The organism is Salinivirga sp., from assembly GCF_055145285.1.
This window is the reverse complement of the sequence record NZ_JBSRDC010000053.1, coordinates 46,714-72,031: the sequence shown is the minus strand read 5'-3', so window position 1 is coordinate 72,031 and position 25,318 is coordinate 46,714. Positions and strand designations below refer to the sequence as shown.

Here is a 25,318-nt window from a genome sequence, read left to right as displayed (position 1 = left end):
TTTTGGTTACCATTTTTGTTTCTTTCTTTGATAAACAGACTGGTTAGTGTCCGTCAATAAACTCCATTTTCTTCGTTACTCTTACTCAAAACCGCATTATTTACTCCAGTAAACTCAACGGTTTTGAGTTTCGAACCGACCAAAGGGAGCTCATGAGCACCATTGAATATTTTGAGGCTTGCGAATAAAGTCTTGAAAATGGAATTTATTCACTGGACACGCAGTCTTTATGGACAGGCACTGGTTAGGGTAGGGGGTAGTTTGAAAATTTTTCCAAAAAAAAACCTGCCGATGGGGCAGGTTTTTTCGCTTTGTGATTATGTTAAGCGGGTTCTTCAACTTTAAGCACGTCTGCAAATGCTTTCTTGAAGGTTTCTTTTGGTAAGGCTCCGGCAGCCATTTGTGGTTGCCCGTCAACTGGTATGAACAAAAGTGATGGTATACTTTGGATACCAAACATAGCTGCTAATTCGCGCTGATCTTCAGTATCAATTTTATAAATATCAATTTTACCATTGTATTCTTCTGCAAGTTCTTCAAGAATGGGGGCTACCATTTTACATGGCTGACACCAATCGGCATAGAAGTCGATAACTGCAGGTTTGTCGCCTTCAAATTTCCAATCTTTATTTTCCTCGAAGTTGAAAATTTTTTCTTTAAATGTGTCTTTCGTTAAAAATTCAGGCATGTCTTTTTTGTTTTTTTTATGAATAAATTTATATTTCTACATATGTTGCAAATCATATGCCATTATATTGGTTGTTTTGCAACTCTGTTTTCCCCATTTTTTTTAAAAAGGCTTGTAACTTTCTTTTACAAATGGGAAAAGTTGTAATTTTGTCCACTATTTTTATAACAAATGAGGACGAATGAAGTTTAGTGAAAATATTCAAAATATAGTATTTCAGTATGTATCAGATATTGTAACCGGCCAGGAGCAGGAGGCTTACGTAATAGGTGGGTTTGTAAGGGATCTTATATTAGGCAGAGGTTCAAAAGATGTAGATATTGTAGTAGAAGGAAGTGGAATTAAGTTGGCCAGGGACGTTGCTCATAGAATAGATCCTAAAATCAGGGTTTCTTATTTTAAGAGTTATGGTACGGCCATGTTCAGGTATAAAGATACTGAATATGAGTTTGTAGGTGCGCGAAAAGAGTCTTACAATCATGATTCGCGAAACCCTATAGTGGAAGACGGTACAGTGAAAGATGATCAGTTGCGTCGAGATTTTACGATTAATGCCCTGGCTTTGAGTCTTCATCAGGATAACTATGGTGAGCTGATAGATCCTTTTAATGGTTATTCTGATTTAAAACGGGGAATTATTCGTACTCCGCGCGACCCTAAGGTTACTTTTTCAGATGATCCTTTACGTATGCTCCGGGCAATTAGGTTTGCAACACAGTTAAATTTTCATATAGACGAGGAGGCTTTTGATGCCATTGTGTCAAATGTAGAGAGGTTAAAGATTATTTCTAAAGAAAGGATAAACGAGGAGTTGCATAAAATTATTCTTGCTCCGGAACCATCTGTTGGGTTTAAGTTGTTGGCGAAAAGTGGCATTTTGTCATATGTTTTTCCGGAATTGTCAGCAATGCAGGGTGTTGAGAAACGCGAAGGTATGGCGCATAAGGACAATTTTTTTCATTCACTCAAGGTACTCGACAATCTCGCCAGACTAACTGATGACCTTTGGTTGCGCTGGGCTGCTTTGCTACACGATATTGGGAAGCCTCGCACCAAACGCTTTGTTGAGGAGCATGGCTGGACTTTTCACGGGCATGAATATAAAGGTGCTAAAATGATTCCGGGGATATTTAAAAGGATGAAATTACCCCTGAATCAGAAAATGAAATATGTACAGAAGATGGTGAGCCTCCATATGCGACCCATTATATTGGTCGAAGACGAAGTTACAGATTCGGCTGTGCGCAGATTGTTATTTGAGGCAGGAGACGAGATAGATGATTTGATGACTTTATGCGAAGCCGATATTACTTCAAAAAATCATGAAAAGGTTCAGCGGTATTTGCACAATTATCAGATTGTAAGAAAAAAATTACTGGAGGTGGAACAAAAGGACCGTGTAAGGAATTTTCAACCTCCAATTACCGGAGAAATGATAATGCAGGCATTCGACATTGGCCCTTCAAGGATTATTGGAGATATTAAACAGGCTATAAAAAATGCAATTCTCGATGGGGAAATAAGCAATAATTTTGATGATGCCTGGGCTTTTATGGAAGGCTTTGCTGCCGAAAATAACCTGAAGTTCGTGAGGTCGAAAAATGATATTACTTTAATTCAAGGTCAAGCAAAATCGGAAGATGATCGCTGAAACCACCATGGTACCTAAAGCCAATAAAGGTACGATTGGGTTTTTTGCCTGTATATTTATCATCTTTTTCCAGAAGTAAATCCAGATAACCAATTTTCATTTTACCAGGGTTGGTGTATACGGAATTTTCCTTTTTGAGCATCACATTGGAAACAATGAATTGATCGATCATTGACCATTGACCTTGATAACGATGTGTGCCGGGGTATTCGTTCTTGTTTAAACCCAAATTCAGATTAACTAATTTATGTTCGTCAACTTTGTTGGGTGCAACTGCCCCGAGGTGCTCCTGTATGGAAACATCATTTGGTGTGTCGTTAAAATCACCGGTGATTACAATATTTGCCCTCGGATTTACTTTTAATATGCTATCGGTTACTGTCCGTAAAGTTCTTGCAGCTTCTGCTCGAAATGGTATTGTAGCCACTGCCCCGCCATATTTCGATGGCCAGTGGTTGACGAAAACGTGTAAGGTATCTTTGTTTTTTAACAATGCTTTAAAGTGCAAAATATCTCTGGTGCGCTTATTCGGCTGATTTTCGAAACGGATTTTAATGAAATCTTCATTTATGGGCCAGACAGTTTCAGCATTGTAAAATAACCCTACATCTATTCCGCGAAAGTCTTCACTTTCTTTATGTACAATTTTATACGCGTTATCTCCAAGCGGGGTTCTTTTTAATAAGTTTTCAAGCACATAACGGTTTTCAATTTCACAAACTGCTATTATGTCTGGTTGTTGCCAGCCACTAAATGCTACAATAGCTTTATAAATTTTAGCGGCCTTGTCATTGTATTTATACCACGACCAATGGCGCGTGCCTTCCGGAGTGAATTCTTCATCTTTTGTAATGCTGTCGTTTACGGGGTCAAAGTAATTTTCAACGTTATAAAAAATTATACGGAAATCATTTTCCTGAGCAATGAGCGTAAAGCTACTTATTATTGCCAAAAGGGTGATTAGCAAATATTTTTTCATATCAATACAATTAATTTTTATTGTTGCCGCTCATATGCTCCAAGATCCGGAGCCTGGTCTGCTGTTCTGTCATTTTGGTTGAGGTCAATAGGTGTAGCCAACCCATATTCTGTTTTTCCTGCATTTATGGCAGGCGAGAGCGTATCGAGTTGAAAGTTGTACGCTTCTTTTGATACGAACCGTGGACCGAGTTCAGGGTTTCGAATAATGTTTTGAAAATGGGTTTCATCACTCAGGTTGAATTCGTCGCTTACTTTTACGATGCAATGATCGAAAAAATAGTTGAATGTGCCTTCATCGGCATTGTCGAGCACTATTTCGTTTCCATTTTCTCCGCCATCGCCATATATTATGCTATTTGTAAAAGTGGCTTCTTCGAGATCGTATACATAGCCTGCATTGCCCACTACGAAATAATTGTTTAGTGCTACAGATGCTGTGTTTCTTGAGCTGTATGGCGTGTAGTTGGCTATGGTGATATGATTAAAATTGTATTTGCCTCCCAATACGAGGGCTATGGCGTGGCTTCCGCAATTATTTAATACCAGATTTTCTCCTTTAACGCTGCTGGTTTGTGCGTAAATACCAGCCAGGTTCATATGCGATATAATTGAATTGGAAATACTGAGCGTATAATTACTGCCTATTGCAGAATCGAGTTGTATGCCTTTGTTGGCATTTTTTATTATGGCATAATCGATTTCATTTTCAAAACTTCCCGGAAGAAAATGTAATCCCCCGAACACGTAAGTCGCGCCATTTTCAAGAATAGTATAAGCGCCCCATTGTCCGGGTTTGTCATCATAGAAGTTCTCAAGCCTGTCGCCTTTAAAAGAGACGGGTTCATCTAATGTGCCGTTTACTTTAAGAGAACCCAATATGAAAAGGCTGGCATTGTTATGGAAATAAATTTTTGTTCCTGGTTCAACGGTTAGGGTTTCCAGTGTGTCGACAAGGCAAGAGGTGTAAATCAGGTAAGGTCGTGTGGCATCCCAGGTTTGTGTAGTCAGGCTTTCTCCCATAAGCAGATTAACATTCTGTCCGAAGGCTATGGTTTTTACATTTTGCAAGTTTCCATTTGTGTAAAAAAGTATGGAGTCTTTTTCAATCATGTCGTCGTTTGAGGGGTTGATATTGACCTCTACAAAAACGTATATGCTGTCATTGGCTTTAATCTCGATGTCATCGACCTGATTGGCTGATATGCCATCAACATTGATTGCATAATGAGAATTGTTGCCTTTAGCGAGTTCTACTGAGGATATTTTTACTGGCTGCTGGTGCCGGTTATAGACTTTAAATCGTTGGGTTGCTGACCCTATCCCGGTGAAAACTGTATCGAACATGACAGTATCGGTGGAGAATTGTAATTTGGCTGATGCTGAAGTAAGAAATTCATCCTCTTCGCAACTTATGAATGCTATGAATAGCAATGAAAGTATAATTAAGTATCGCATTTTTTCCGGGGAGCTAATTGGTTTATGATATATTACTTAAAACAAAAATAAACCGGCAGTATTGCCGATTTATTGTTTGATTATGATTTTATTTTAAAAAAGCTCAACTTCAATTTGTTGTATGAAGGCTGTGTAGGTATGGACTTTGTCTACTGTTGCGTCTGAGAGTAGCATAAGCACTTGCTTGTTTTCTCCATCTTTGGTGGTTATGCTTATTTCTTTACGTTCGCCTACAATTTTTTCGAGCCCCGGCATTACAAAACGTTTCACAAAATCATCGGTTTCTATAATCTTTTTACTGAATAGTAATTTAATATTTTGGCCTACGACATCTTTTCTTTCATAACCCCAAAGATTTTCGGCGGCTTTGTTAAAGAATTCTATGGTCCCGTTCTGGTTGGTTGTAATAATAGCATCAAGTGCTCCTTCCAGGGTTTTCTCGTGACGTACCTTACTCTTTTCTATTTCTTTAAAATGCTGGCGTAAGTCACGTTTTGCTTTATCGAGCCGCTTTTGAAGCTCCATTTCGGAGTTTTTAAGCTTCTCTTCCTGATCTTTAAGAATGCGGTTTTGCTCGCTTATTTTTATTTCGAGTTCTTTTTGGTCTGTGATATCCACAGCCAGCACCAATATTTTATCGACCTCTCCATACATGTTATTTACTGATATGAGGGTCATCTGGTACCATTTAATTTTTTTACCTTTAACGGTTACACTTAGTTGGCCCTGGTAAGGTACGCCATTGACCACATTGTTCCAGAGTTCATCAAAGTTAGATTGGTTTTCTTCTGTAAAGAAATCGAATATGCTGGTTTCTTTAACTTCGTCCATCGTGTAGCCCACAGATTCTAGAAATTTATCGTTGCAGGCAATAAATTTACCTGAAGGGGCATATTCAGCTTTAATGTTTGCAAGGTTTAATGCTCTTATTTGGCCTTCATAATCAAGCGATTGTTTCTTATGTTCGGTTGTGTCGATGGCGAGAAAGAGAATTTTTTCTACGCCACCTTCTTCGTTTCTCACACACGTGTAAGTTGCCATGGTCCAAAGATCTTTGCCTTTTTTGGTTACGTGTTTCATGTAACCCTCGAAATGTTGACCGCCTCTAGAAAGTTCGTTCCAGATATCGTTAAACCATTCTTTATCTTTTTCATTTATAAACATGGAAATATGGTGTCCTTCGACTTCGGAGCTATTTTCATACTCCAGTTTATTCAGAAATCTTGTGTTGGCATATATTAGTATGCCATTCACGTCATATTCGGCCCGTATGAGGGTATGGTTCACGGAGTTTGTGAAGCTAACAAACTCTTTCGACTGTTTGGCGGCTTCTTCCTGTGTGGCTTGAAGCTCTTCCATGTTTTGCCGCATTTCTTCTTCTTGTTGTGAGAGCCTTTCTGCTTGCTCCTGGCTCTCTTTAAGAAACTTGGCTGTTTTAAGGTTGATTTTTACATTGCTTATTGTGGAGCCAATGTTTTCAGCTATTTTTTCTACAAAGTCAATCTTATATTGATCAAACATCTCAAAACCTGCAAGTTCCAGTACTCCGTGTACTTCCTCGTTGAATTTCAAAGGGACAACTAAAAGTGCATTTGGGTTGGTTTGGCCCAGGCCTGATGTAACTTCTACATAATCCTGAGGCACATCATCTATGTAAAGCGTTTTTTGCTCAAATGCAGCCCGGCCAATGAGTCCTTCTCCCCATTCAACTCTTTTTTCGTTGTATTTTTGGCGGTCGTAGGCAAAATGTGCGGTTAATTTGAAATGCTTGTCTTTTGGATCGCTATCTTCGAGTAAGAAGAATCCTCCCTGCACAGCATGTATGTACTTGCACAATTCGCTTATTATTTCAAATGAGAGGGTATCAATATTATCGTTGTTTTGCCTTAAAATATCGCCAAATTTCGCAAGTCCTTCAGATACCCAATGCCGCTGGTTGTCTTCCTTTTTGCGAATTTCTTCTTCTTCTTTTTGCTTTTTTAGGTTGTCCCTCAGTGCCAGTAGTTGTTCAACCAATTTATTATCTGTTTTTTCGCCGGCTTCGAAATCCACATTCCCGATAGTAAGATTCTTGGCAATCTCACTAACTTCTTCGTATTGGTGGTCGCGGTTTTCTAATACCTGGGCATATTTGTTTAGCTTGTTTTCGAAAAATGATCCTGAAAACCACGCAAATAATGGTATTAGTATGATTATACTATCTATCAGGTAAAAGATAGCGTTTTCGTGAAGACTTATAAAGTTACTCCAGGTAAATTCTATGTTTTGACCATAGAGCATACCTTTAATTATAAAAAAGTGAAGTAATAGTGCTGCAATAATACTTATTGTCAGAAATATACCGGTAAATTTTTTCTTTTTCCCCATGAGATTAATTTTTCGCGAACATGGTTGTTTATCAAATATCAAATATATTATTTTTTGACTTATTTATGGCAAGACATCGAAAAAGATTTAAGCGCAGGGGTATTAATGGTAAGGCTATTAATTGGGCAGTGATGACAGAAGTACTTGTAGGTGATGTTTATCAGGTGATGTTGCTTATGGATTTATCTTTTATGTTTTGCCACAAATCCGGCCATTTGGTTGAGTGGCAAAATATGTTTAGCTGCACCACGGTCAATGGCTTCTTTGGGCATGCCAAATACTACACACGATTTTTCATCCTGGGCAACTGTAATAGCTCCTGCTTCGCGCATTTCCAGGAGCCCCTGTGCTCCATCGGCTCCCATGCCTGTCATTAGCATACCAATGGCATTTTTCCCCACATACTGTGCGGTCGATCTGAACATGACATCCACACTCGGGCGGTGCCGGTTTACTAAAGGCCCCTCGTTTATTGTTACATAATAGCGTGCTCCAGACCGTTTAATTAAAAGGTGATGGTTGCCGGGAGCAATGAGTGCGCGTCCACGAATAATGGTGTCGTTTTCAGCGGCTTCTTTAACTGAAATCTGACATAATTCATCTAATCGCTCGGCAAAGGAGCGTGTGAAATGCTCTGGCATATGCTGCACTATTACTATGCCCGGACTATCGGGTGGCAATTCCATCAAAAATTCTCTGAGTGCTTCCGTTCCCCCTGTTGACGCTCCAACAGCTACCACAATATCTGTGGTTTCTATCATACTGCGGTTCGCTCTTTGCTGAATAATTGCATCAGCAGATAATTTAGGAGCGATATTTTGCATGTTTTGGGGAACAGGTCTTGGTTTTTGTGCTTTTTTTCGGTCAACCCTGGCTCTTGAAGCTGCTTTTACAGCATCGCATATTTTTATACTTGATTCTTCAAAGAACTTTTTTGTGCTCATGTTGGGTTTTGTGATGATATCTACAGCACCATATTCCAAAGCTTTGATGGCAGTTTCGGTACCTTTATCTGTAAGTGACGATATAATAACCACAGGCAACGGGTGCTGGGTCATGAGCTTTCGCAAAAATGTTAACCCGTCCATGCGTGGCATCTCAACATCGAGTGTGATGACATCGGGTACTTCTTTTTGAATTTTTTTTGCAGCATAATAGGGGTCGGAGGCTACAGCCATAACTTCTATGTGTCTATCTGCATTAAGTATATCAGATAAAGTTTGCCTGACTACAGCTGAATCGTCTACTACAAGTACTCTAATGGGTTTTGTCATACTACAAAAATTTTACATCACTACAAATAACCATTTTTCTGTTTAGGTTATGAAACCGTTGAGGTTATTTGCTCTTTATTTCCTGCTTGCTAATATACTTCATTTTTACAGCTCCTGTAATGGTGTTGAATTGTATTTTCCTACCTTGTTTGCCTCCCGTACTTTCGGCTTTAATGGGAATTCTTAAATCGTGGAGCATTTGATGTCCGACTTCAATGTTTCTTTTGCCTATATCGAAATAGTGGTGTTGTGATTCTATAACTTCTCCACCACCAAATATTTTGGCGATGAGGTTGTTCTTTTTACTACCATTTTGGGTTAAAGATTCTACGAGCTTTTCAATGGCAATATTTCCATATTTGGGCGATGCCAGGCCATTACCATTCCAGAAAGGTAGCATGTAATGGTTCATACCGCCTTTTTGCTGAATGGGATCGTACAGGCAAATTGCAATACAGGAGCCCAAAAGTGTATTAATTAAATGTGGCTCTGCTGGTGCAAAAAGTGCTGCCGGGTATAAATAGTGTAATGGTAGGTTATCCATAAATTAAAACTCTTCGTCTGTATCCTGAAAAAATATTTCATTACCGTCATCAGAGAAACCTTCCAGGTAACTGGTGTCTTTTGGACGTGGCAGGTAAATGGTGAATATGGCCCCTTTGTTTTGTTCGCTTTCTACGGTTATTTTTCCTTCGAGAGAGTCTACATACGACTTGGTGACTGATAATCCCAGTCCATAGCCTTCGTTGAGTGAATGTATGGTGCTTTCACCTTTCACAAATCGATCAAATAGCTTTTCCTGGTCTTCTTGTTTGATTCCCACACCATAGTCTTTCACAGTTATAATGAGTTCATCGTTTTTCGAAATTGACGAAACAATCTCGATTTTTTGGGCTGCATTGCTGTATTTTATGCTGTTATTCAGCAAATTAGACATTATTAGCTTGAGCTTTTCTGAATCGCCTGGAAACTCACTTGAGCTATTTACTCTTTTATTGGGTTGGTAATGAAATTTTATTTTAAGCTCCTTTTGTTCTGCTTTGTATTTATAGCTGTCTATAATGCTTTCAATTAAAGCGTGTATATTAACATTAGTGAGTTCGGGCTGTGCTAATCCGGCTTCGATTTTGGCTGCAGCAAAAATATTTTTTAACTGAAAATCAAGATTAAATGCTTCAGCATGTATTAATTGGGCCAAAGGTTTTATTTTTTCATACTCATCTATATTCAGGGCCATTATATTTTGGCTTAATCCCAGAATAGAGGCAAACGGGTTAACAATTTCGTTTGTAACGTTCGAGAGGAAATGGCTTTTTAGTGATTCCGATTCTTTGAGTTTTTCGTTCACTTTACGCAATTCCTTTGATTTCTCCTGCAGCTCTGTCAGCGCTTTTTTGTTTTGATTGAAGCGTATTTTTAATTCTTTAATAAGTTCTTCGTCAGATATCTTTTTTTCCATGTCTGTAGTGTTTAATAATTGCTTGTAGCCATGCTACATGTCAGGCTTTATTTTATTGTTGGTCAGGATATTGAGTTTTTCAATAAGTTCAGTTTGTTCAAATGGTTTGGCCAGTGTTTCATGTGCTCCTAATGATGTAGCCATTTCGAGGTAGTGCACGCTTCCGTTTGATCCTCCTCCTGAAACCGCAAGTATTTTAACGCCCGGGTATTTTTGGATGATTTCTATAATGCTCTCCAAACCTTCTTTTTCAGGCATTATGATGTCTGTTATTACTACATGTATAGGCTCTTGTTTTAATATGTCTAATCCTTCGTCACCGTTTGAGGCTTCGTATAATTGCACCGGGTACTCCATCAGAACGTCTTTGAGCAGTTCTCTGAAGAATATATCATCATCTATTATCAATAGGTTAATAAGCATGGATAATTTATTATGATGTTTTTTTGAATATGGTTGGTTTGATGTTCGTTAGCGGAACATCCATGTTTGTTATTGATTCTGAATGTCCAAGGATAAAATAACCATTGGGCTTCAGGTGGTTACATAATCGGTTAATGACTGCTTCCTGGGTATTGCGTTCAAAATATATCAGTGTGTTCCGGCAAAAAATTACGTCGAAATTATTGGGTGCTTTGTAAGTTGTATCCATGAGGTTAAGTCTAAAAAAACTTACTTTTGAGCGTAAATTGGGTTTTATTCTGATAAGTTTTTTTTGATGGTCTTTACTTTTTAGCAGGTATTTTTTTTTCATCGATTCCGGTATGGTGATACTTTTTTCGAGTTTGTAAATACCATTAACCGCTTTCTGAAGCATGTCTGTTGAGATATCGGAACCTGTGATATGGTAGTTTATATTTTTGTTTTGTGCAATATACTCTTCAATGACCATGGTTATGGTATATGCCTCCTCTCCGCTGGAGCTTCCGGCACTCCATATTTTAAGCTCATTCTGTCCTTTTTGGTAAATTTCAGGTAGAATGGTTTCGTGCATAAATTCAAAGTGAGTGGGCTCTCTGAAAAAATCTGTTTTGTTTGTAGATACAACATCCATCATATGTACAATTTCCTTTTCGCCTTCTTTGCTGAATACATAATCAATGTAGGTTTGGAAATTATGCATATTCAGGTGACGCAGCCTTTTTTGCAATCTACTTTGTAGCATAACCTTTTTTGCAAGAGGCATTTTTATTCCGTAGTTGCTAAAAATGTATTGACTAAGGCGTTCAAATTCTTTTGCTTTTAGCTCAATATTGTTAAATGTAGTGCTTTCGTTCATTTTTTATTAAATTATAATACACACAAGAAAATTGTAATCTAACATTGCTTATTTCGCTGGTGTTGTTTACTCGTCCGTTTTCTGCATATTGAATATTACCATAGGCAGCAGTGGTTACTTCTGTTTCTGCCCAAATTTCAAGCCTTTGGTTTCGCCATTTTATGTATGGTGAGATTCTGTAAAGATATGCAATATTACTTCCTCTGGCGTATATTGGTCTATTGGGCTCAATATCATCATTAAATCCGAGGTTTTTGCTATAACCTACTAACAACCCTGCCGTAAATTTGGTTCCGTATTCCAGGTTTATCCAACTAAAAATGTGGTTTGACGGTGTGTAAGTTTCATGACCAGTTTTAGTATTGAAGGATTTAACTCCGTAGCCTCCTGCCATGATATGATCAGAAAGGTTTTGGCCTAAAATAACTTTGGCTTTGGCCGAGAACTTGTTAATCGATGTTTTGGTAAAAGCTCCAACAGCATAGCTGGCGATTTGTGTTGTTGTTTTATAGGTGCCGTTGGTTCCTGTGGTTTTTGTCTCTGGTTGGATTTGTTTATAATCTGCCATCAAACCAAAGGTTTGCTTTCTAAAATTAAATTGTGTTTGCCAGTGTAGGTTTGGTATCATGCTGTGGCGCATAAGGTCAATGCGTTTTTCTACGCCACTGTTACCATCTGGTCCCAGGTTGGAATAATCATTCTGGTATAGCATGGCGAGCAACATTGACCACCTTTTTGTAGGCTTGAGGGTATATCTGATTTGTGGACTGCGGTTAAAGGGATTGAAGGGTGTGCCCACATTTATGCTCAGTGTAAAAGGAAATGCCTGAGGGGTGAACATTGGGTGCCATGTTCTGCCCATGAGTAATTTATGTCCGGGCCAGCTCAATGAAATATAGGCATGCCTTAGCCTTAAAGAATTTGAATTAGAGCGTGCTGTGAAATCTGCTTCCAGTCTGGCTGCGAGTGTGGCTGTTTCGTTAAAAATTTTTTTGCCTCCCATTTTCATTCCCAACCTGCTTGAAATGCTTGTCATGGTAATTTGGCTGACTGCATTGAGGTCTTTCCCGTTTTCGTCGGGGTTTTCATTCAGGGGGTAAAGTAAAAATAACCCATCAACCGCTTCGGCCGACTTTCTCGAATCGTAAAATGCATCAGCTCTTACAAAACCATATAGTTCGTTTTTCCAGGCATTTTGTTGTTGGGCTCTCATAGTATTGATGAAAAATAATAAGCAAATTAATGAAAATATGTAATTCTGCTTCATTATATATTTTTAAAAAACCTTTACGTATGGTAAAGCATAACCTGCTTAGCCCTGGATGTTTTCTGGCCAAGCAGGTTTGGTTTGTAACTGGTTTGGTTATATAATTATTTTTTTTCTTCGTCTGTTTGTTCATTTTTTGGCATGTCTGCTTCGCTTGTTTTTTCTTCTACCACTACTATTTCATCTCTTGTGAAAATAAGATCAAGGTTGAGCAGCATAATAAAGCTTTCGTCTTGTTTCCACATGCCTTTGATGAACTCTGCCTTGTATTTGGTTCCGATACTTGGAGAAGGTTCGATTTGACTTTCTTCCAATTCCAGTACTTCACTTACAGCATCGACCAATATACCTAGTTTAACGTTTTCGTTTTCAATTTCCAGGTTCAGCACAATGATGCATGTGTCCACGGTGGCCTCTGTGGGGGACATTCCGAACTTAATCCTCATGTCAATTACCGGTAATACCTGTCCTCGCAGATTTATTACTCCGCTCATGTATTCGGGTGCGTGGGGTACTTTGGTAATTGGTTTAAGTTCCAGGATGTTGACAACATGATCAACTGATGCAGCAAAGACTTCTTTGCCCAGCCTGAATGAAAGGTACGTGTGTACCTGATTACTTGTATTCTTTTTGTCGGTTTGGGTTTGTGTATCCATAATTTATCCTCCTATGTTTTCTTTATTTGTAAATTCATTAATTACGCGGTTTGGATCGAGTACCAGTGCAACTGTTCCATCGCCAAGGATGGTGGCACCGGAGACAATATCAACTTCTTTGTACATTCTGCCAAGCGGTTTGAGCACGGCCTGGTATTCGCCAATAATTTCGTCAACTGTGAGGCCCATAAATGTATCCTGAAACTCTACATTAACGATTCTTTCTATTTCGGGTGGTGTGCCTCCAATGTTAAGTGCTTCGCGCAAGTATATGAAAGGCACGCGTTTATCATCAGCAAGGAACAGGTTGTTGATGGATTCTTCGATTTCGTTGTGTGTGAATTCATATATTTTTTGTACTGCTGCCAGTGGTATTACAAATTTCGTTTTGCCTATTCTAACCAGCAATCCGTCTATAATCGAAAGTGTTAGCGGCAATTTAATGGTAACAGTAGTACCTTTGTTTTTTTCACTACTAATATCTACTTCACCCCGGAGTTCGGATATTTTTTGCTTTACTACATCCATTCCTACACCACGGCCCGAGAGATTTGTTACTTGCTTAGCTGTGGAAAATCCCGAGGTGAAAACCAAATCGAGTATTTCTTTTTCTGTTATTTGGGTTTCCTCTGTTATAATCTCTCTTTCGATGGCTTTTTTACGAAGTTCTTCATAATCGAGGCCTTTGCCATCGTCAATTATTTGAATGTATACGTAGGTTCCTGAGTAAAACGCATTGAGCGTAATGGTTCCTTTCTGTGGTTTTCCGGCATCAATTCTTTTTTGAGCGGAATCTTCAATGCCATGGTCCAGGCTGTTCCGGATAATATGCATTACAGGCTCTATGAGCATTTCAATGATGTTTTTGTCTAGCTCTGTTTCAGTTCCCTTTGTGATAAAATCGACTTCTTTCCCAAGTTCATTGGAGAGCTCTCTTACCATGCGTTGAAACCTTGTTACCATGTTTGCAATGGGGATGAGCCTTATGCTGAACACATCGTCACGCAGCCTGCGTGATATTTTTTCTATTTCTTCGGCTATGGGGTCGAGGCCGGGATAATTATTTTCTTTATTGAAAAGCGATAATTGTGCCTGGATTGTAACCAACTCACTCACCCAGTTGATGAGGTTGTCGAGTTTATCGGAGCTGACACGAATGCTCGAAATACTGTGTTCAACTTTTTTGCGTGTATCGTCTTTTACTTGTTTTTCTTCTTTTTCCTGATATATATTCTCAAGGTCGATAATAAGCTCGTGTAGGTCAGAAGGTTTAATATTGGGTTTTTGCTGCAGGGTATCTTTGAGTATATTTTTTATGGCCTTGTCTTGCAGTAAATTGTAGTCTGAAATTTTATGCGTTTCTATTTTTGCCTCATCGTCGACAAAGATAAATACATCAATCACAGCATTTATACCGGCATTGGTAGTTAGAAGTATGTTCCAGCTTGTGTAGGTTTTGGCTGGGTTTAGTGTTTTGAACCCGGGTATTTTGGAGGTATTTGGAATTATTAGCGTAGTTCCGAGCTGGGCCAAATCTTCTAGTAAAAACAGGGGGTTGGTCCCATTTTGCATGATATCTTCATTGGGCTCGAACCTTACATAATAAGTTTTTGTTTTTCCCTCTGTAGGTTCATCCTGTATGCTGGCATGTTCCGGTTTTGTTTTTTCGTTCAGTGCACCCTCAATGCGTGTTATAAACTCATTGTTTTCCCGTTCGAGTTGGCGTTCGTTCTCGGGGCTTTCTGCTAACAGGTTTCTGAGATGGTCGACTGCCTGAAATGTAAGGTCCAGAATTTCAGGTGTTACCTTCATTTCTTTGTTTCTTATGCGGTCATATACACTCTCGAGAATGTGGGTAAACTTATCGATTTTTTCAAACCCAAACATTGCACTACCACCTTTAAGGGAATGCATTACCCGGAATATGGATTCTATAGTATCCATATTCTCTTTGTTTTTATCTAATTGTAAAAGCGCTTCTTCCAGGTCATTAATCTGTTCAGTAGCCTCTTCAACGAATTTTTGTTTGAATGCTTCCATTATCTTACAACTTTATTAATTGCAGCTAAGAGTTTATCAGGTACAAAGGGTTTTACAATCCATCCGGTGGCACCTGCTTCTTTGGCTTCTTTTTTCTTTTCGGTTTGTGACTCAGTTGTGAGGAAAAGAATAGGAATAAACTTATATGAATCCAATTTTCTCACTTCTCTAATGAGCTCAATACCATTTTTGTTTGGCATGTGTAAGTCAGTAATGATTAGGTCGTAAGCCGTGCCATCCAGATATTTAAGTGCATCATCACCATCTACAGCTTTTTGCACATCATGTCCGGCATTGGCTAGTGTAAAGCTTACTACTTCTCGTATACTTTCGGAATCATCTACGATGAGTATTTTCTTTCCCATTTTGGTTGTTTTTATGTTGCTATTTTTATTTCCTTATTAGTACCTAAAATTACGTTTTTTTGTATTTCATCCAAAGGGGCTTTTAACGTGATTTTTTGATTTTTTTCAAGGTGTGTTTCTTTTAAAGAGATAATTATTTGCATGAATGATAAATCTATTGGTGTGTCTTTATCAATATCCAAAATTATTTCAGGTCGGTCAAAATCTATTTCTTTAAGCTCAGCATAGATGGATTGGATGTGCTGAATATCTGCTGGCACATTAATTTTAATGACCATTTGGTTTTTTGTGCGTTTAATGTTGATGGTTTTTTTTGTCATTACTGTTATGTTTTAAGACATTTTATACAGTTTTTTTATTTTAAAAGAGTTCAAGGTTATCCTCATCTTCCTTATTTTCGTTGGCTTGTGAATCTGTTTTATGCTGATGAATTTCTCTTTGGGACTTCATTGTATAGGCATTTTCCATAGCACTCATCAGGTCGCTTTCCATTGTGCTTTCTTCTGAAAAGGGCTTGATTTTTTTGTAGATAAGGTTGAGTTGATTGATTATTTCTTCTACTTCCTGTTCATAAAAATCGTAGTATTTAATGTTTTCGAGGGTGTTTTTTAGCTCGGTATCAAGCTTTTTAAAGGCTTTGCAATTTTTTGAAATTTGTTTGTTAATTGCGGTAAATTCTTCGGTGAATTTTTTTGTTTCCTGTTCATTAATTTGCTGGGTTGCAATCACAGCTTTTTGTTGCTTGATTTTATCAATGAGACTGATTAAATGGTTGTTTTGATGGGCATTGATTATTTTTCCAATGTTGCTTCTTGAGTCGTTTATATCATTAAGGAGTGTAACTAATTTGCCTGTTATGGTTTTGATGTCGTTCCGGGGAGAGAGGTTTTTATTAATTTCATTAATAATGGCATTGATGTCTTTTTCGATGGCCTCAAGATTCTCATAATGTTTAACATGCTCACTGATGTTTTTTTGGAGCAAGTCGTTTGTTTCAATAAGTTCTGTTAAAGCATTTGTGACCTGGCTCATTCTATGGGGCAATTCCCTGTTATATTTTGTGAGTTGCGATGCTACTTTAATGTCTTTATCGCCATTAAAAATACTAAATGAGAGGCCATTTACTTCTTCGAGTGTATTAGCTGTTTCAATTAATTTTTTCGATATGTTTTCAAGGGCACTTTGATATTCTTTGTTGGTTAGTAAAAGTTGCGCAGCTTGTATTTCAGTAGTGCCAGGTATTTGTTTTACATATTCAAGCCCTTTTTTTATTATGTTTTTTTCTTTTTCTAAGTGGTTTAGTTCGTTTATTATGTTTTTGTGGGTATCCTGAATGTGTTCTATCTTTTGCCTGATGATATCATGGTATTGAAGGTTAGTGATTACCTGGTTCAGATTTTGAAAGCTTTCCTGGTTTTTTTGTTCTATAGTTATTTTTAAGGTGGCTGTTTTTTCGATTCCTTCTTCAATAAAAGCTATAACCTTGTCAATAATTTCTGTTTGCTGAGTATATTCTTTTGTAAAGCGGTGGGTAATATCACTGGCTTTATTATAGGCTTTTTGAAAATGACTTTTAAGAAGTTCCACATCTTTGGCTACCCTGGGTATTTCTCCCTGTATTTCTTCTATTTTGCGGGTGAGATTTTCTATCAGGGTATTTGTGTTGTTTTGGTTGTCTTCTGCTATCAGTCCCTGATTCAGTTTTAAATTTGTTATTAGAAATTTGAGTGTTGAAATATTTTGTTTGAAATTAAGAATAGGGATGCTAATATGCTTGAAATCCAGGTTTAACAGGTTTACCTGGTCCATATAATTATTGATGCTGCTGGTGGTTTCTTTGAGTGCTGTTTTAATATTGTTTGTAGTAGTACGTATATGGAGGAGGGCATCATTATTTTTCAGGTTCTGAATTTGTTCTGTTATATGTGTGGTGCTTTGGGTTATTTCGTGGGTTGTTTCATGATGATTTTTCATTATATTGTTCAAAGCAGTAAAGTCCTCGTTGCTTACTTCGGTTAGTTCCATTACCTTATGATCTATGGAAGCAAAGCCATTTGCAATGTCGCTGATCATCTGCTGAATTTCTTTTGTGCTGAGCTCCTTCATCTATATTATGCTTTGAAAATTTAGTTGTAATTAATATTTTACGATATTACATTATTTTTTTGCACAATAATATGGGTTAAATTACCTTATTTTACTCAGCTATTTTTTAGTACTTTTATATTGAAATTTGAACCCTACAAATAACAAATATGAGCCATAAAATCTTAATTGTAGATGATATTGTTATCAATCGTGTTTTATTAACCGAGTACGTTAAAAAACTTGGATATAGCTATGATCAAGCTGCAAATGGACAAGAAGCTATAGACAAAATACAGCGTGATAAAATTGATTTGATTTTAATGGATATTGAAATGCCAGTAATGAATGGCATTGAAACCACCCAGTATATTCGTTCTGAAATGGATCGGCCTTATTCCAGTCTGCCTATAATCGCCCTTACTGCGCATAATCCCAACGATTTTTTCGAAACATTTGATCAAGCCGGTTTTAATGACCTGATTACAAAACCTTATTTGTTGGATAAGATTAGTAAAACCCTGAACAAAGCATTTAATGAGCCTGAAAAATCTTAAAGTCAGGTAGATTTTACTCATTTTGCTATTTACTTTCAAATTTTTTACAAACATTCCGTGTGCTATGGGCAATTTTGGCCATTCAATTGTTATTTTTGTGGCAATATTAGAAGGATAGATTGATGTGACTTCCTGAAACCGCATACGGTTTTAGGAAAAAATCATTAAATGTACATTTTGAAGAAATTTTTAGTTTCTTCATTTTCACCGAACTAAAATTTTTAAACATATGAAGCCGTATTTTAGGTTAGGACTGGCTCTGCTATCGGGTCTTATGCTTACATTGGCATGGTATAGCGAATGGATGGCCGTGTTATTGTTTGTGGCATTTGTACCTTTGCTTTTAATTGAAGAGTATTATCTCGATACCCGGAAAAATGCTTTTGGGGTATTCAACTATAGTTATATTGTATTTCTAATCTGGAACTTGTTTACCACCTATTGGATTTATAAAGCTACCCTTCCGGGGGCAATTATGGCTGTTTTGGCCAATAGTGCATTGATGGCTTTTGTGTTTTGGCTTTATCATCTATCGCGCAGGTGGACAGACAATAAGGTGGGCCGTTATGCTCTGCTATTTTGGTGGATTACATTTGAGTATTTATATTTTAAAACTGAAATATCCTGGCCGTGGCTCACCCTTGGAAATGGATTTGCCGATAATGTGCAATGGGTCCAGTGGTATGAGTTTACAGGAGTTTTAGGCGGTAGTTTATGGATATTATTTAGCAATATTATTATTGTGTCTACCATAGCTGAGCTGATATGGGGCAGGCAAACCATGAACAGGCGATTAATTGCAAACGGTATAATATTTTTGGCTATTATTTCGATACCTGTTATATGGTCTTATGTGTATTACAATAATTATGAAGAACAAGGAGAGCAGGTTGAAATGGTTATTTTACAGCCAAACATAGATCCTTACAACGAAAAATATGGAAGTATGGGTGCTTTGGAGCAAACAACGAGATTGCTTCAGGTTGCCGATAATCAGATAACTCCGAAAACGAAATATGTAATTGGTCCGGAAACCGCATTGATAGAAAAAATTTGGGAAGGGCACGTAAGAGATTACGCTTCGGTAAGAATGATAGAAAAGTTCCTTGAAGAAAATAGTCATGTAGCTTTTGTGGTGGGAGCATCAACAAGAAAGGAGTATGTAGAGGGAGATTTTGTGCCGCCAACAGCCAGGCAATTCCGAAACTCAGAGACCTATTATGACAGGTTCAATGCAGCTTTGCAAATTACCACCTATGGTATTGATTTTTATCATAAGTCTAAGCTGGTGCCCGGTGTGGAGAAAGTGCCCTATTATCAGTATTTTAAGTTTCTCGACAATTTTGCAGCCGACCTTGGCGGAACAGTGGGCAGTCTGGGAAAGCAGGAAGCATCATCAGTGTTTCGTTTTCAAAACACCACTGTTGCTCCTATCATATGTTATGAATCTATTTATCCTGAGTATGTGGCTTCTTATGTGAACAAAGGAGCTCAGTTTCTTTTTGTTATTACCAATGATGGATGGTGGGGCAAAACGCCCGGTTTTGAGCAACATATGCGATATGCCAGGCTCCGGGCTATAGAAACGCGCAGAAGCATAGCTCGATCGGCGAATACCGGTATTTCGGCATTTATTAATCAACGGGGCGATGTAATTAAACCTACCAAATGGTGGAGGCCAGCAGCTATAAGGCATTCACTTTCTAAAAATGACGAAATTACTTATTATGTAGCCAATGGAGATTACCTTGGAAGGGTGGCTGCATTTTTTACAATACTTATTATTTTGCTCATGATTGTGAGAAAGATATTAAACAAAAAGAGCACGTAAAACTACGTGCTCAATGTCTATAATGATTAATATTAATTCCGTTTTATTGGTAATCTCCAAGTGTTTCTTCTAACTGTGACAATGCTTCTTCTGCCTGCTCATCGCTGGGGGCTGCTCCATGCCATTTGTGAGTACCCATCATAAAGTCAACGCCATAGCCCATTTCAGTTCGCATTAAAATTACTACTGGCTTTTGGTTCCCTGTTGCTTTTTGTGCTTCCTCAATGGTGGTAACTACTTCTTCCATGTTATTGCCGTTCATTTCAAAAACAATCCATCCAAATGATTCCCATTTGCCTTTTAAATTACCAAGGCTTATAATTTCATCAACCGGCCCATCGATTTGCTTACCGTTATAATCTACAGTGGCTATGATATTGTCTATTTTTTTGGCAGCTGCAAACATGGCTGCTTCCCATATTTGTCCTTCTTGCAGTTCGCCGTCGCCGTGCATTGAATATACAAGGTTGTCATCCTTATTAAGTTTTTTGGTAAGTGCTGCCCCACAAGCAACGGAAAGGCCCTGTCCAAGCGATCCCGAGGCTACACGCACTCCAGGGAGTCCTTCTTCAGGAGTTGGGTGCCCCTGCAGGCGGGAGCCAATTTTCCGGAAGGTACTGAGTTCTTTGATATTAAAATACCCTGAACGGGCTAAAACGCTGTACCAGAGAGGAGATACGTGGCCATTGGAAAGGAAAAATAAATCTTCTCCTTTTCCATCCATGTTAAAAGATTCTGGGTTATGCTGCAAGACTTTAAAATAAAGTGCGGTCAGGAAATCGGCACATCCAAGCGACCCTCCGGGGTGCCCTGATGAGGCTCCGTGTACCATTCTTATTATATCTCGTCGAACTTGTGTGGCTGTGTTTTTTAAATCTTGTATTTCACTCATATCTTCATTATTTTGAGTGCAAAAATAGGTATTTTTTTCAAAGTCAGGTTTTACAATGGAAGAAGTTTGTGATGGTTTTGTTAATAGTGCTGCTGTAATATCGTAGCATAGGCTATGCCCCCTCAAGAAGGTACAGTAACCTTTAGATAAAATTATTTTGTATAAAGCACTATTTGTTGTTCTTGATTAACGAGTAATATATTTATCATTAACCTCCTATGCAATTGCTTTTTACATTAAAATATTTAGTAAATAACCATACAAATAGCAAAAGAAGGGCATATAAAAGATAATAACTCTCTAAAATATTATGCATCTGATATCTGTATATTAGATATGTTGAAATAATATTGCCAATACCTCCTAAAACTATCAAAAAGCAAAGAGGCATTTTCTTTTGATATTGGACCGTAAAAAACAAAACATATATAATGAATAGTGGTGCTGCTACGGCTATAGTTCTATCCTGAACTGTTGCCCACAATAATAAAAAAGGTACCGTTAAAAGTCCTGAAATAAGCCATGAATTTGCAGTATGGATTTTTGTCCTGTTTTTAATTAGTGAGATTATTCCAGATATGATAAATATCCAGTAAACATCAAAGCTGTGCGGAATTTGCGCCCATTTGAGGTTAAACCCATTATTAATCCTGAACTCCTCCATTATGTTTGAAATGGCATCATGCGTTTCAAAATGCAGACTTATTGCTGCCTGAGTCAACAATATGATTAAGCCGCTTAGGAAAATTGAAATGCCGAATCGATATATATATTTTTTGCTGCCATGGATAAGCAGGTGGGGTATAATTATCAATAAGGCCATACCTGCACTTTCTTTGCTCAAAATACCAATAACGATCGATAGCGAGAATGATACATAAAACCACAAATTATTTTTTTTCTGTTGTAGGCCCCTGAAGTAGAGATAAGTAATAAATACACTGAAAAAAATACCGGCGATATCATTAATCAATTCTAAACTATGCACAGCAATAGCCTGAACAGTGAGCAGCATAAAGATTCCGAGTTGCTGCTTAATTAGGTTAAAACCGAGGATATGCAGTAGTTTACCAAAATAAATCGCTGTGAGAATTAGAAAAGCAATGTTTTGAGCCAGCATAATGCTTTCTACTTTCAGCCCCCAGAGCATATTGAGAAACCCGGGCAAAATTAACACCATGGGTTTTGTAATTCTGGATTGTGTTTCTGTAAGGGTATCCTGCCCGAAGAGAATTTTTGCAGCGTTTACGAAATTGGGTGTGTCAGCCTCGTTGTAGCGAATAAAATCAAACAAGAAGAGGTATATTAAGCAAAAAATTACGCCTTGTAGTGCGCTGTAGATTATGTTTTTATTTGGTTTTTCATTGATCATGGATTTTAAAGCTTAATGTATTTCAAAACAATTTTTTCTTTAATTTAAACCTGTAACCTATTGTAAATCGCACATTTCCATAACCAAAATCAATAGCTGTTATGTTCTTATTAGTCAGATTATTGCTGCCACTAACGCCAGTAAATGCCATATAAAACCTTTTTTTGCTATAACCTAATGCAATTCTGCTAACAGTTGAAATACCAAAGCCTCCTTTTGCAAGCACTTCATTGTTTTTTGTGTCGGTTGCTGAAAATGCCTGTAAGCTTAGTCCAGGTACAATGCCAATGTTTATAAAAAAGTGACTGGCCACTACAAGTGTATAGATATAGCCTACAGAAATACCAAGATTTATAGAAGATATATTCGAGAATAATGCCTGTTCACTAAACTTATCTCGCGCAAAAGTCGGTACTACTAATGAATCTGCGCTGGCTCCATTTAAAAAGGCAAAAAGTCCGGTTACCAATGAACCAGCACTTTTCTTTTGTTTTTCGTTAAAGTCATAAGCTGCTTTGTAGGAGAATTTTCTGTGGTTCCATACATACCTCGCTGAAAGACCTACATTAGCAAATGTAAGGTCGGCTCTTTGATAGTAGCTCCTTTTGTCAGCGTTAAAATTTTCAAAGTAACTGTCCATGTTCTTAAGGTAGAAACCCTGGTAATACTGCAGATACCCATCAATTACAAATTTTCGGAGATAAGCATTTATTTGCAAATCAAGCCGGTTTGTTTTTCCATATTTTGAAATATTATCAGCCGTATGTGGCAGCCCCAGGCCTACACTGAGCCCAAGCCATTTATATGCGCCTTTGATACCCATTGCGAAATTACTGTTGGGTTCGTAGTCGAGTTCTTTGTTGTTTCGGATATCTCTTAAGCTAAAGTCTACGTATTTACGGGGAATAGAAAAACCCAGTGTAAGATCTTCGTAATAGGAGTGAATATAGGAGGTATCTATATTTTTCGTTTTTTGCTGTAAGACGGCTTCAGCTTGTGGTTGGGCTAATATTTGGCTCATATAAAATGTGAAAACCACGATTAAAAAATGAGTAGTAATGTTTTTCATATAAATACCGGGGTTTTTATATTGTGGCCTTTAATTTCAGCTGCTTGTTTGATTAGGTATTGAATTGCTGATTGCCCGTCTTTTTTACAATTTATGCTGTAATCATTTACATACAAATCTATATGTTGCTTTATGACTTGTTTGTCAAGGTCTTTGGCGTGCGAATTTACATAGTCGGCTGATGCAGATGGGTTTTGTATGCCAAACTGCACACTGTGTTTTATTATATTCTGAATTTGCTGCTTTGTATCTTCCGGAAGGGATCTGCGAACAGCTATACCTCCAAGGGGTAAGGGAAGTTTAATTTCTTGTTCCCATATCTCACCTAAATTTGCAACCTTGAGTAATCCTTTTTTGTGGTAACTAAAGCGCGTTTCGTGAATTATTAGTCCGGCATCGGTTTCATTAGATAAAACAGCTTCTTCAATGTCAGAAAATAAATAGGCTTTTTTGTTTTTCACTTCAGGGAAAAGAATATTAAGTAGCAGGTTGGCTGTGGTATTTTCTCCAGGTATGGCCACGCGTGCATCATGTAGTTCGTCGGGATAAATTTTGTGTTTACTTATAATAAGCGGACCATTACCAAAACCCAATGCAGCTCCCGAGTTTAGTAATTGGTAGTGTCCTGTAAGAGCGGCAAATGCATTAAAGCTAATTTTGGTAATATCATTGAGTTGCGCTGTTGCTTGCTGGTTGAGCTCCTCTATATCGGCAAGGTTTGTAATAAATTCAAAATCGAACGTATTGATGCGTTTATGTACCAAAGCATCAAACATAAAAGTATCGTTGGGGCAGGTTGAGAAAGCAAGGTTTAACTTCATGTTTTTTTTGTGATTAAAGGTTTTAGCTTTTGTGAAGCAAAAATATGCAATTCCTTTTTTGCTTCTTCTATAGACCAGTGTTTTTTATCTCTTTGTTCCACATAATTGGAAATGCTTCTGATTTGCAGTACAGGTATTTTTTCTCTCATGGCTATAGTAAAAACTGCTGCACCTTCCATGGTTTCTACCTGGCATTGAAAAAACTCTTTTCGTTTTTGAATAAAGGAATAATCATCTGTTAAGAAATCAACCGTTAGCCCGGCCACTCTGGGGATAGCTATATTCTCTGCCCAGTGTGGAGTAGTGGGGGTAATGGTGCGATTCGTTTTGTCAATTAGCCCAATGTTGGCCCATGTTAACCAACGGCCGTCTTGCTCTACGAGTTGGTTGGCGGCAGTTTCTTTGCATACTTGTACTATTGTGCCCGGTGTGTATTTATTTGAAAAACTGCCACAAATACCGACATTAATTAAATTGTCGGGTTTATCATAATCCATGAAATAACGCATCAGCGAATAGGTCGTATTCACCTGCCCAACACCTGTTATTAAGATATGTACTTTATCCCAAATGCTGTATAAATGGTTTTTGAGGATGGTTTGTCCCTCTTGTTCAATTAAGTTCGCTACTTCACTGTGCGTAGCTGATACAATTAAATATTTTGCTTTCAATTTTGTTTAACTTTATGAATAAAACATTTTACAACTTTTAGGAGAATGAATTGTTTATTTTTTAAAGTAAATATTTAATCATTTAATTTCAAAGCATTACTTTTGAATCTTAAAATATATGTTATGGTATACGTAACTCGAAGAGAACGATTTAACGCAGCTCACCGGTTGTTTAAAGCGGAATGGAGTGATGAGAAAAATTACGAAGTATTTGGCAAATGCTCTAATCCAAACTGGCACGGGCACAACTATGAATTGTTTGTAACTGTGAAGGGTAAGGTAAGCGGGGAGACCGGTTTTGTAGTGAATTTAAAAGATTTGAGTCGCATTATCAGAGAACATATAATTTCTAAAGTAGACCATAAAAACCTAAATATTGAAGTTGATTTTTTGCAGGATAAATTTGTCTCTACCGAGATAATAGTAAAATCAATATGGGAGCAGTTAGAGCACCAGGTTAAATTGCTTGGAGCCCAGCTTCATTGTATCAAGCTTACGGAAACGGAAAATAATTATGTAGAATATTACGGAGAATAAG

At 37.7% G+C, this 25,318-nt stretch carries 23 protein-coding genes and 1 pseudogene; 4 read left to right on the top strand and 20 right to left on the bottom strand.

The annotated features are described in order from the left end of the window. Positions 1-322: 322 nt before the first annotated feature. Positions 323-676: pseudogene (gene trxA, locus ACTB0Y_RS10575) on the bottom strand (thioredoxin); the annotation flags it as partial. A 193-nt stretch (positions 677-869) separates the two neighbouring features. Here trxA and ACTB0Y_RS10570 point away from each other — a divergent pair. After that, entirely contained in the window at positions 870-2,339 is a 1,470-nt protein-coding gene (locus ACTB0Y_RS10570; protein WP_463206788.1) for a CCA tRNA nucleotidyltransferase, read from the top strand. Here ACTB0Y_RS10570 and ACTB0Y_RS10565 read toward each other — a convergent pair. The 14 genes from ACTB0Y_RS10565 to ACTB0Y_RS10500 all read right to left on the bottom strand — a co-directional run bounded on the left by ACTB0Y_RS10565 (position 2,296) and on the right by ACTB0Y_RS10500 (position 17,588). After that, complete coding sequence (locus ACTB0Y_RS10565) at positions 2,296-3,318, bottom strand: endonuclease/exonuclease/phosphatase family protein (protein WP_463206787.1); 1,023 nt, start codon at positions 3,316-3,318, stop codon at positions 2,296-2,298. The two genes, ACTB0Y_RS10570 and ACTB0Y_RS10565, sit on opposite strands and share 44 nt — an antisense overlap. Positions 3,319-3,335: 17 nt before the next feature. Continuing rightward, positions 3,336-4,775 (bottom strand): choice-of-anchor Q domain-containing protein, encoded by a 1,440-nt coding sequence (locus tag ACTB0Y_RS10560; RefSeq protein ID WP_463206786.1) that lies wholly within the window; start codon positions 4,773-4,775, stop codon positions 3,336-3,338. A 93-nt stretch (positions 4,776-4,868) separates the two neighbouring features. After that, complete coding sequence (locus ACTB0Y_RS10555) at positions 4,869-7,142, bottom strand: PAS domain S-box protein (protein ID WP_463206785.1); 2,274 nt, start codon at positions 7,140-7,142, stop codon at positions 4,869-4,871. A gap of 182 nt (positions 7,143-7,324) precedes the next feature. After that, positions 7,325-8,416 (bottom strand): protein-glutamate methylesterase/protein-glutamine glutaminase, encoded by a 1,092-nt coding sequence (locus ACTB0Y_RS10550; protein WP_463206784.1) that lies wholly within the window; start codon positions 8,414-8,416, stop codon positions 7,325-7,327. Positions 8,417-8,480: 64 nt separating this feature from the next. Beyond that, a complete protein-coding gene (locus tag ACTB0Y_RS10545) occupies positions 8,481-8,960 on the bottom strand; it encodes a chemotaxis protein CheD (protein WP_463206783.1) in 480 nt (159 codons plus the stop codon). A gap of 3 nt (positions 8,961-8,963) precedes the next feature. Then, the gene (locus ACTB0Y_RS10540) at positions 8,964-9,875 is read right to left on the bottom strand and encodes a sensor histidine kinase (protein ID WP_463206782.1); all 912 of its coding nucleotides are present in this window, start codon (positions 9,873-9,875) and stop codon (positions 8,964-8,966) included. Between the two features lie 33 nt (positions 9,876-9,908). Beyond that, the gene (locus ACTB0Y_RS10535) at positions 9,909-10,298 is read right to left on the bottom strand and encodes a response regulator (RefSeq protein WP_463206781.1); all 390 of its coding nucleotides are present in this window, start codon (positions 10,296-10,298) and stop codon (positions 9,909-9,911) included. Positions 10,299-10,308: 10 nt separating this feature from the next. Next, a complete protein-coding gene (locus ACTB0Y_RS10530; protein ID WP_463206780.1) occupies positions 10,309-11,154 on the bottom strand; it encodes a CheR family methyltransferase in 846 nt (281 codons plus the stop codon). Further along, the gene (locus ACTB0Y_RS10525) at positions 11,132-12,421 is read right to left on the bottom strand and encodes a DcaP family trimeric outer membrane transporter (protein ID WP_463206779.1); all 1,290 of its coding nucleotides are present in this window, start codon (positions 12,419-12,421) and stop codon (positions 11,132-11,134) included. The genes ACTB0Y_RS10530 and ACTB0Y_RS10525 overlap by 23 nt, the downstream gene beginning before the upstream one ends. Before the next feature lie 104 nt (positions 12,422-12,525). After that, positions 12,526-13,077 (bottom strand): chemotaxis protein CheW, encoded by a 552-nt coding sequence (locus ACTB0Y_RS10520; RefSeq protein WP_463206778.1) that lies wholly within the window; start codon positions 13,075-13,077, stop codon positions 12,526-12,528. A 3-nt stretch (positions 13,078-13,080) separates the two neighbouring features. Next, complete coding sequence (locus tag ACTB0Y_RS10515) at positions 13,081-15,117, bottom strand: chemotaxis protein CheA (protein WP_463206777.1); 2,037 nt, start codon at positions 15,115-15,117, stop codon at positions 13,081-13,083. Continuing rightward, positions 15,117-15,482 (bottom strand): response regulator, encoded by a 366-nt coding sequence (locus ACTB0Y_RS10510; protein ID WP_463206776.1) that lies wholly within the window; start codon positions 15,480-15,482, stop codon positions 15,117-15,119. The genes ACTB0Y_RS10515 and ACTB0Y_RS10510 overlap by 1 nt, the downstream gene beginning before the upstream one ends. 11 nt (positions 15,483-15,493) lie before the next feature. Continuing rightward, positions 15,494-15,802: a hypothetical protein gene (locus ACTB0Y_RS10505; RefSeq protein ID WP_463206775.1), complete on the bottom strand. Its 309-nt coding sequence runs from the start codon at positions 15,800-15,802 to the stop codon at positions 15,494-15,496. 40 nt (positions 15,803-15,842) lie between these two features. After that, complete coding sequence (locus tag ACTB0Y_RS10500) at positions 15,843-17,588, bottom strand: hypothetical protein (RefSeq protein WP_463206774.1); 1,746 nt, start codon at positions 17,586-17,588, stop codon at positions 15,843-15,845. Positions 17,589-17,737: 149 nt separating this feature from the next. Between ACTB0Y_RS10500 and ACTB0Y_RS10495 the strand changes: the two genes are divergently transcribed. After that, complete coding sequence (locus ACTB0Y_RS10495; RefSeq protein ID WP_463206773.1) at positions 17,738-18,124, top strand: response regulator; 387 nt, start codon at positions 17,738-17,740, stop codon at positions 18,122-18,124. Between the two features lie 229 nt (positions 18,125-18,353). Next, positions 18,354-19,955, top strand: a complete 1,602-nt coding sequence (gene lnt / locus ACTB0Y_RS10490; RefSeq protein WP_463206772.1) for an apolipoprotein N-acyltransferase — start codon at positions 18,354-18,356, stop codon at positions 19,953-19,955. Between the two features lie 43 nt (positions 19,956-19,998). On the opposite strand, the gene ACTB0Y_RS10485 is transcribed toward lnt, so the two are convergent. The 5 genes from ACTB0Y_RS10485 to ACTB0Y_RS10465 form a co-directional block, all read right to left on the bottom strand. Then, positions 19,999-20,847, bottom strand: a complete 849-nt coding sequence (locus tag ACTB0Y_RS10485) for a transketolase (protein WP_463206771.1) — start codon at positions 20,845-20,847, stop codon at positions 19,999-20,001. A gap of 208 nt (positions 20,848-21,055) precedes the next feature. Then, entirely contained in the window at positions 21,056-22,219 is a 1,164-nt protein-coding gene (locus tag ACTB0Y_RS10480; RefSeq protein ID WP_463206770.1) for a hypothetical protein, read from the bottom strand. Between the two features lie 22 nt (positions 22,220-22,241). Continuing rightward, a complete protein-coding gene (locus ACTB0Y_RS10475) occupies positions 22,242-23,288 on the bottom strand; it encodes a DUF4421 domain-containing protein (protein WP_463206769.1) in 1,047 nt (348 codons plus the stop codon). Further along, positions 23,285-24,109, bottom strand: a complete 825-nt coding sequence (locus ACTB0Y_RS10470; protein ID WP_463206768.1) for a menaquinone biosynthesis family protein — start codon at positions 24,107-24,109, stop codon at positions 23,285-23,287. The genes ACTB0Y_RS10475 and ACTB0Y_RS10470 overlap by 4 nt, the downstream gene beginning before the upstream one ends. After that, the gene (locus tag ACTB0Y_RS10465) at positions 24,106-24,780 is read right to left on the bottom strand and encodes a phosphorylase family protein (protein ID WP_463206767.1); all 675 of its coding nucleotides are present in this window, start codon (positions 24,778-24,780) and stop codon (positions 24,106-24,108) included. Before ACTB0Y_RS10465 ends, ACTB0Y_RS10470 begins: the two co-directional genes overlap by 4 nt. A gap of 123 nt (positions 24,781-24,903) precedes the next feature. On the opposite strand from ACTB0Y_RS10465, the gene ACTB0Y_RS10460 reads away from it, so the two are divergent. Further along, the gene (locus ACTB0Y_RS10460) at positions 24,904-25,317 is read left to right on the top strand and encodes a 6-pyruvoyl trahydropterin synthase family protein (RefSeq protein ID WP_463206766.1); all 414 of its coding nucleotides are present in this window, start codon (positions 24,904-24,906) and stop codon (positions 25,315-25,317) included. Position 25,318: the final 1 nt, after the last annotated feature.

Coding starts and splice junctions, on each gene's coding strand:
- ACTB0Y_RS10570 (WP_463206788.1), top strand. CDS start 870: ATGAAGTTTAGTGAAAATATTCAAAATATAGTATTTCAGTATGTATCA.
- ACTB0Y_RS10565 (WP_463206787.1), bottom strand. CDS start 3,318: ATGAAAAAATATTTGCTAATCACCCTTTTGGCAATAATAAGTAGCTTT.
- ACTB0Y_RS10560 (WP_463206786.1), bottom strand. CDS start 4,775: ATGCGATACTTAATTATACTTTCATTGCTATTCATAGCATTCATAAGT.
- ACTB0Y_RS10555 (WP_463206785.1), bottom strand. CDS start 7,142: ATGGGGAAAAAGAAAAAATTTACCGGTATATTTCTGACAATAAGTATT.
- ACTB0Y_RS10550 (WP_463206784.1), bottom strand. CDS start 8,416: ATGACAAAACCCATTAGAGTACTTGTAGTAGACGATTCAGCTGTAGTC.
- ACTB0Y_RS10545 (WP_463206783.1), bottom strand. CDS start 8,960: ATGGATAACCTACCATTACACTATTTATACCCGGCAGCACTTTTTGCA.
- ACTB0Y_RS10540 (WP_463206782.1), bottom strand. CDS start 9,875: ATGGAAAAAAAGATATCTGACGAAGAACTTATTAAAGAATTAAAAATA.
- ACTB0Y_RS10535 (WP_463206781.1), bottom strand. CDS start 10,298: ATGCTTATTAACCTATTGATAATAGATGATGATATATTCTTCAGAGAA.
- ACTB0Y_RS10530 (WP_463206780.1), bottom strand. CDS start 11,154: ATGAACGAAAGCACTACATTTAACAATATTGAGCTAAAAGCAAAAGAA.
- ACTB0Y_RS10525 (WP_463206779.1), bottom strand. CDS start 12,421: ATGAAGCAGAATTACATATTTTCATTAATTTGCTTATTATTTTTCATC.
- ACTB0Y_RS10520 (WP_463206778.1), bottom strand. CDS start 13,077: ATGGATACACAAACCCAAACCGACAAAAAGAATACAAGTAATCAGGTA.
- ACTB0Y_RS10515 (WP_463206777.1), bottom strand. CDS start 15,117: ATGGAAGCATTCAAACAAAAATTCGTTGAAGAGGCTACTGAACAGATT.
- ACTB0Y_RS10510 (WP_463206776.1), bottom strand. CDS start 15,482: ATGGGAAAGAAAATACTCATCGTAGATGATTCCGAAAGTATACGAGAA.
- ACTB0Y_RS10505 (WP_463206775.1), bottom strand. CDS start 15,802: ATGACAAAAAAAACCATCAACATTAAACGCACAAAAAACCAAATGGTC.
- ACTB0Y_RS10500 (WP_463206774.1), bottom strand. CDS start 17,588: ATGAAGGAGCTCAGCACAAAAGAAATTCAGCAGATGATCAGCGACATT.
- ACTB0Y_RS10495 (WP_463206773.1), top strand. CDS start 17,738: ATGAGCCATAAAATCTTAATTGTAGATGATATTGTTATCAATCGTGTT.
- lnt (WP_463206772.1), top strand. CDS start 18,354: ATGAAGCCGTATTTTAGGTTAGGACTGGCTCTGCTATCGGGTCTTATG.
- ACTB0Y_RS10485 (WP_463206771.1), bottom strand. CDS start 20,847: ATGAGTGAAATACAAGATTTAAAAAACACAGCCACACAAGTTCGACGA.
- ACTB0Y_RS10480 (WP_463206770.1), bottom strand. CDS start 22,219: ATGATCAATGAAAAACCAAATAAAAACATAATCTACAGCGCACTACAA.
- ACTB0Y_RS10475 (WP_463206769.1), bottom strand. CDS start 23,288: ATGAAAAACATTACTACTCATTTTTTAATCGTGGTTTTCACATTTTAT.
- ACTB0Y_RS10470 (WP_463206768.1), bottom strand. CDS start 24,109: ATGAAGTTAAACCTTGCTTTCTCAACCTGCCCCAACGATACTTTTATG.
- ACTB0Y_RS10460 (WP_463206766.1), top strand. CDS start 24,904: ATGGTATACGTAACTCGAAGAGAACGATTTAACGCAGCTCACCGGTTG.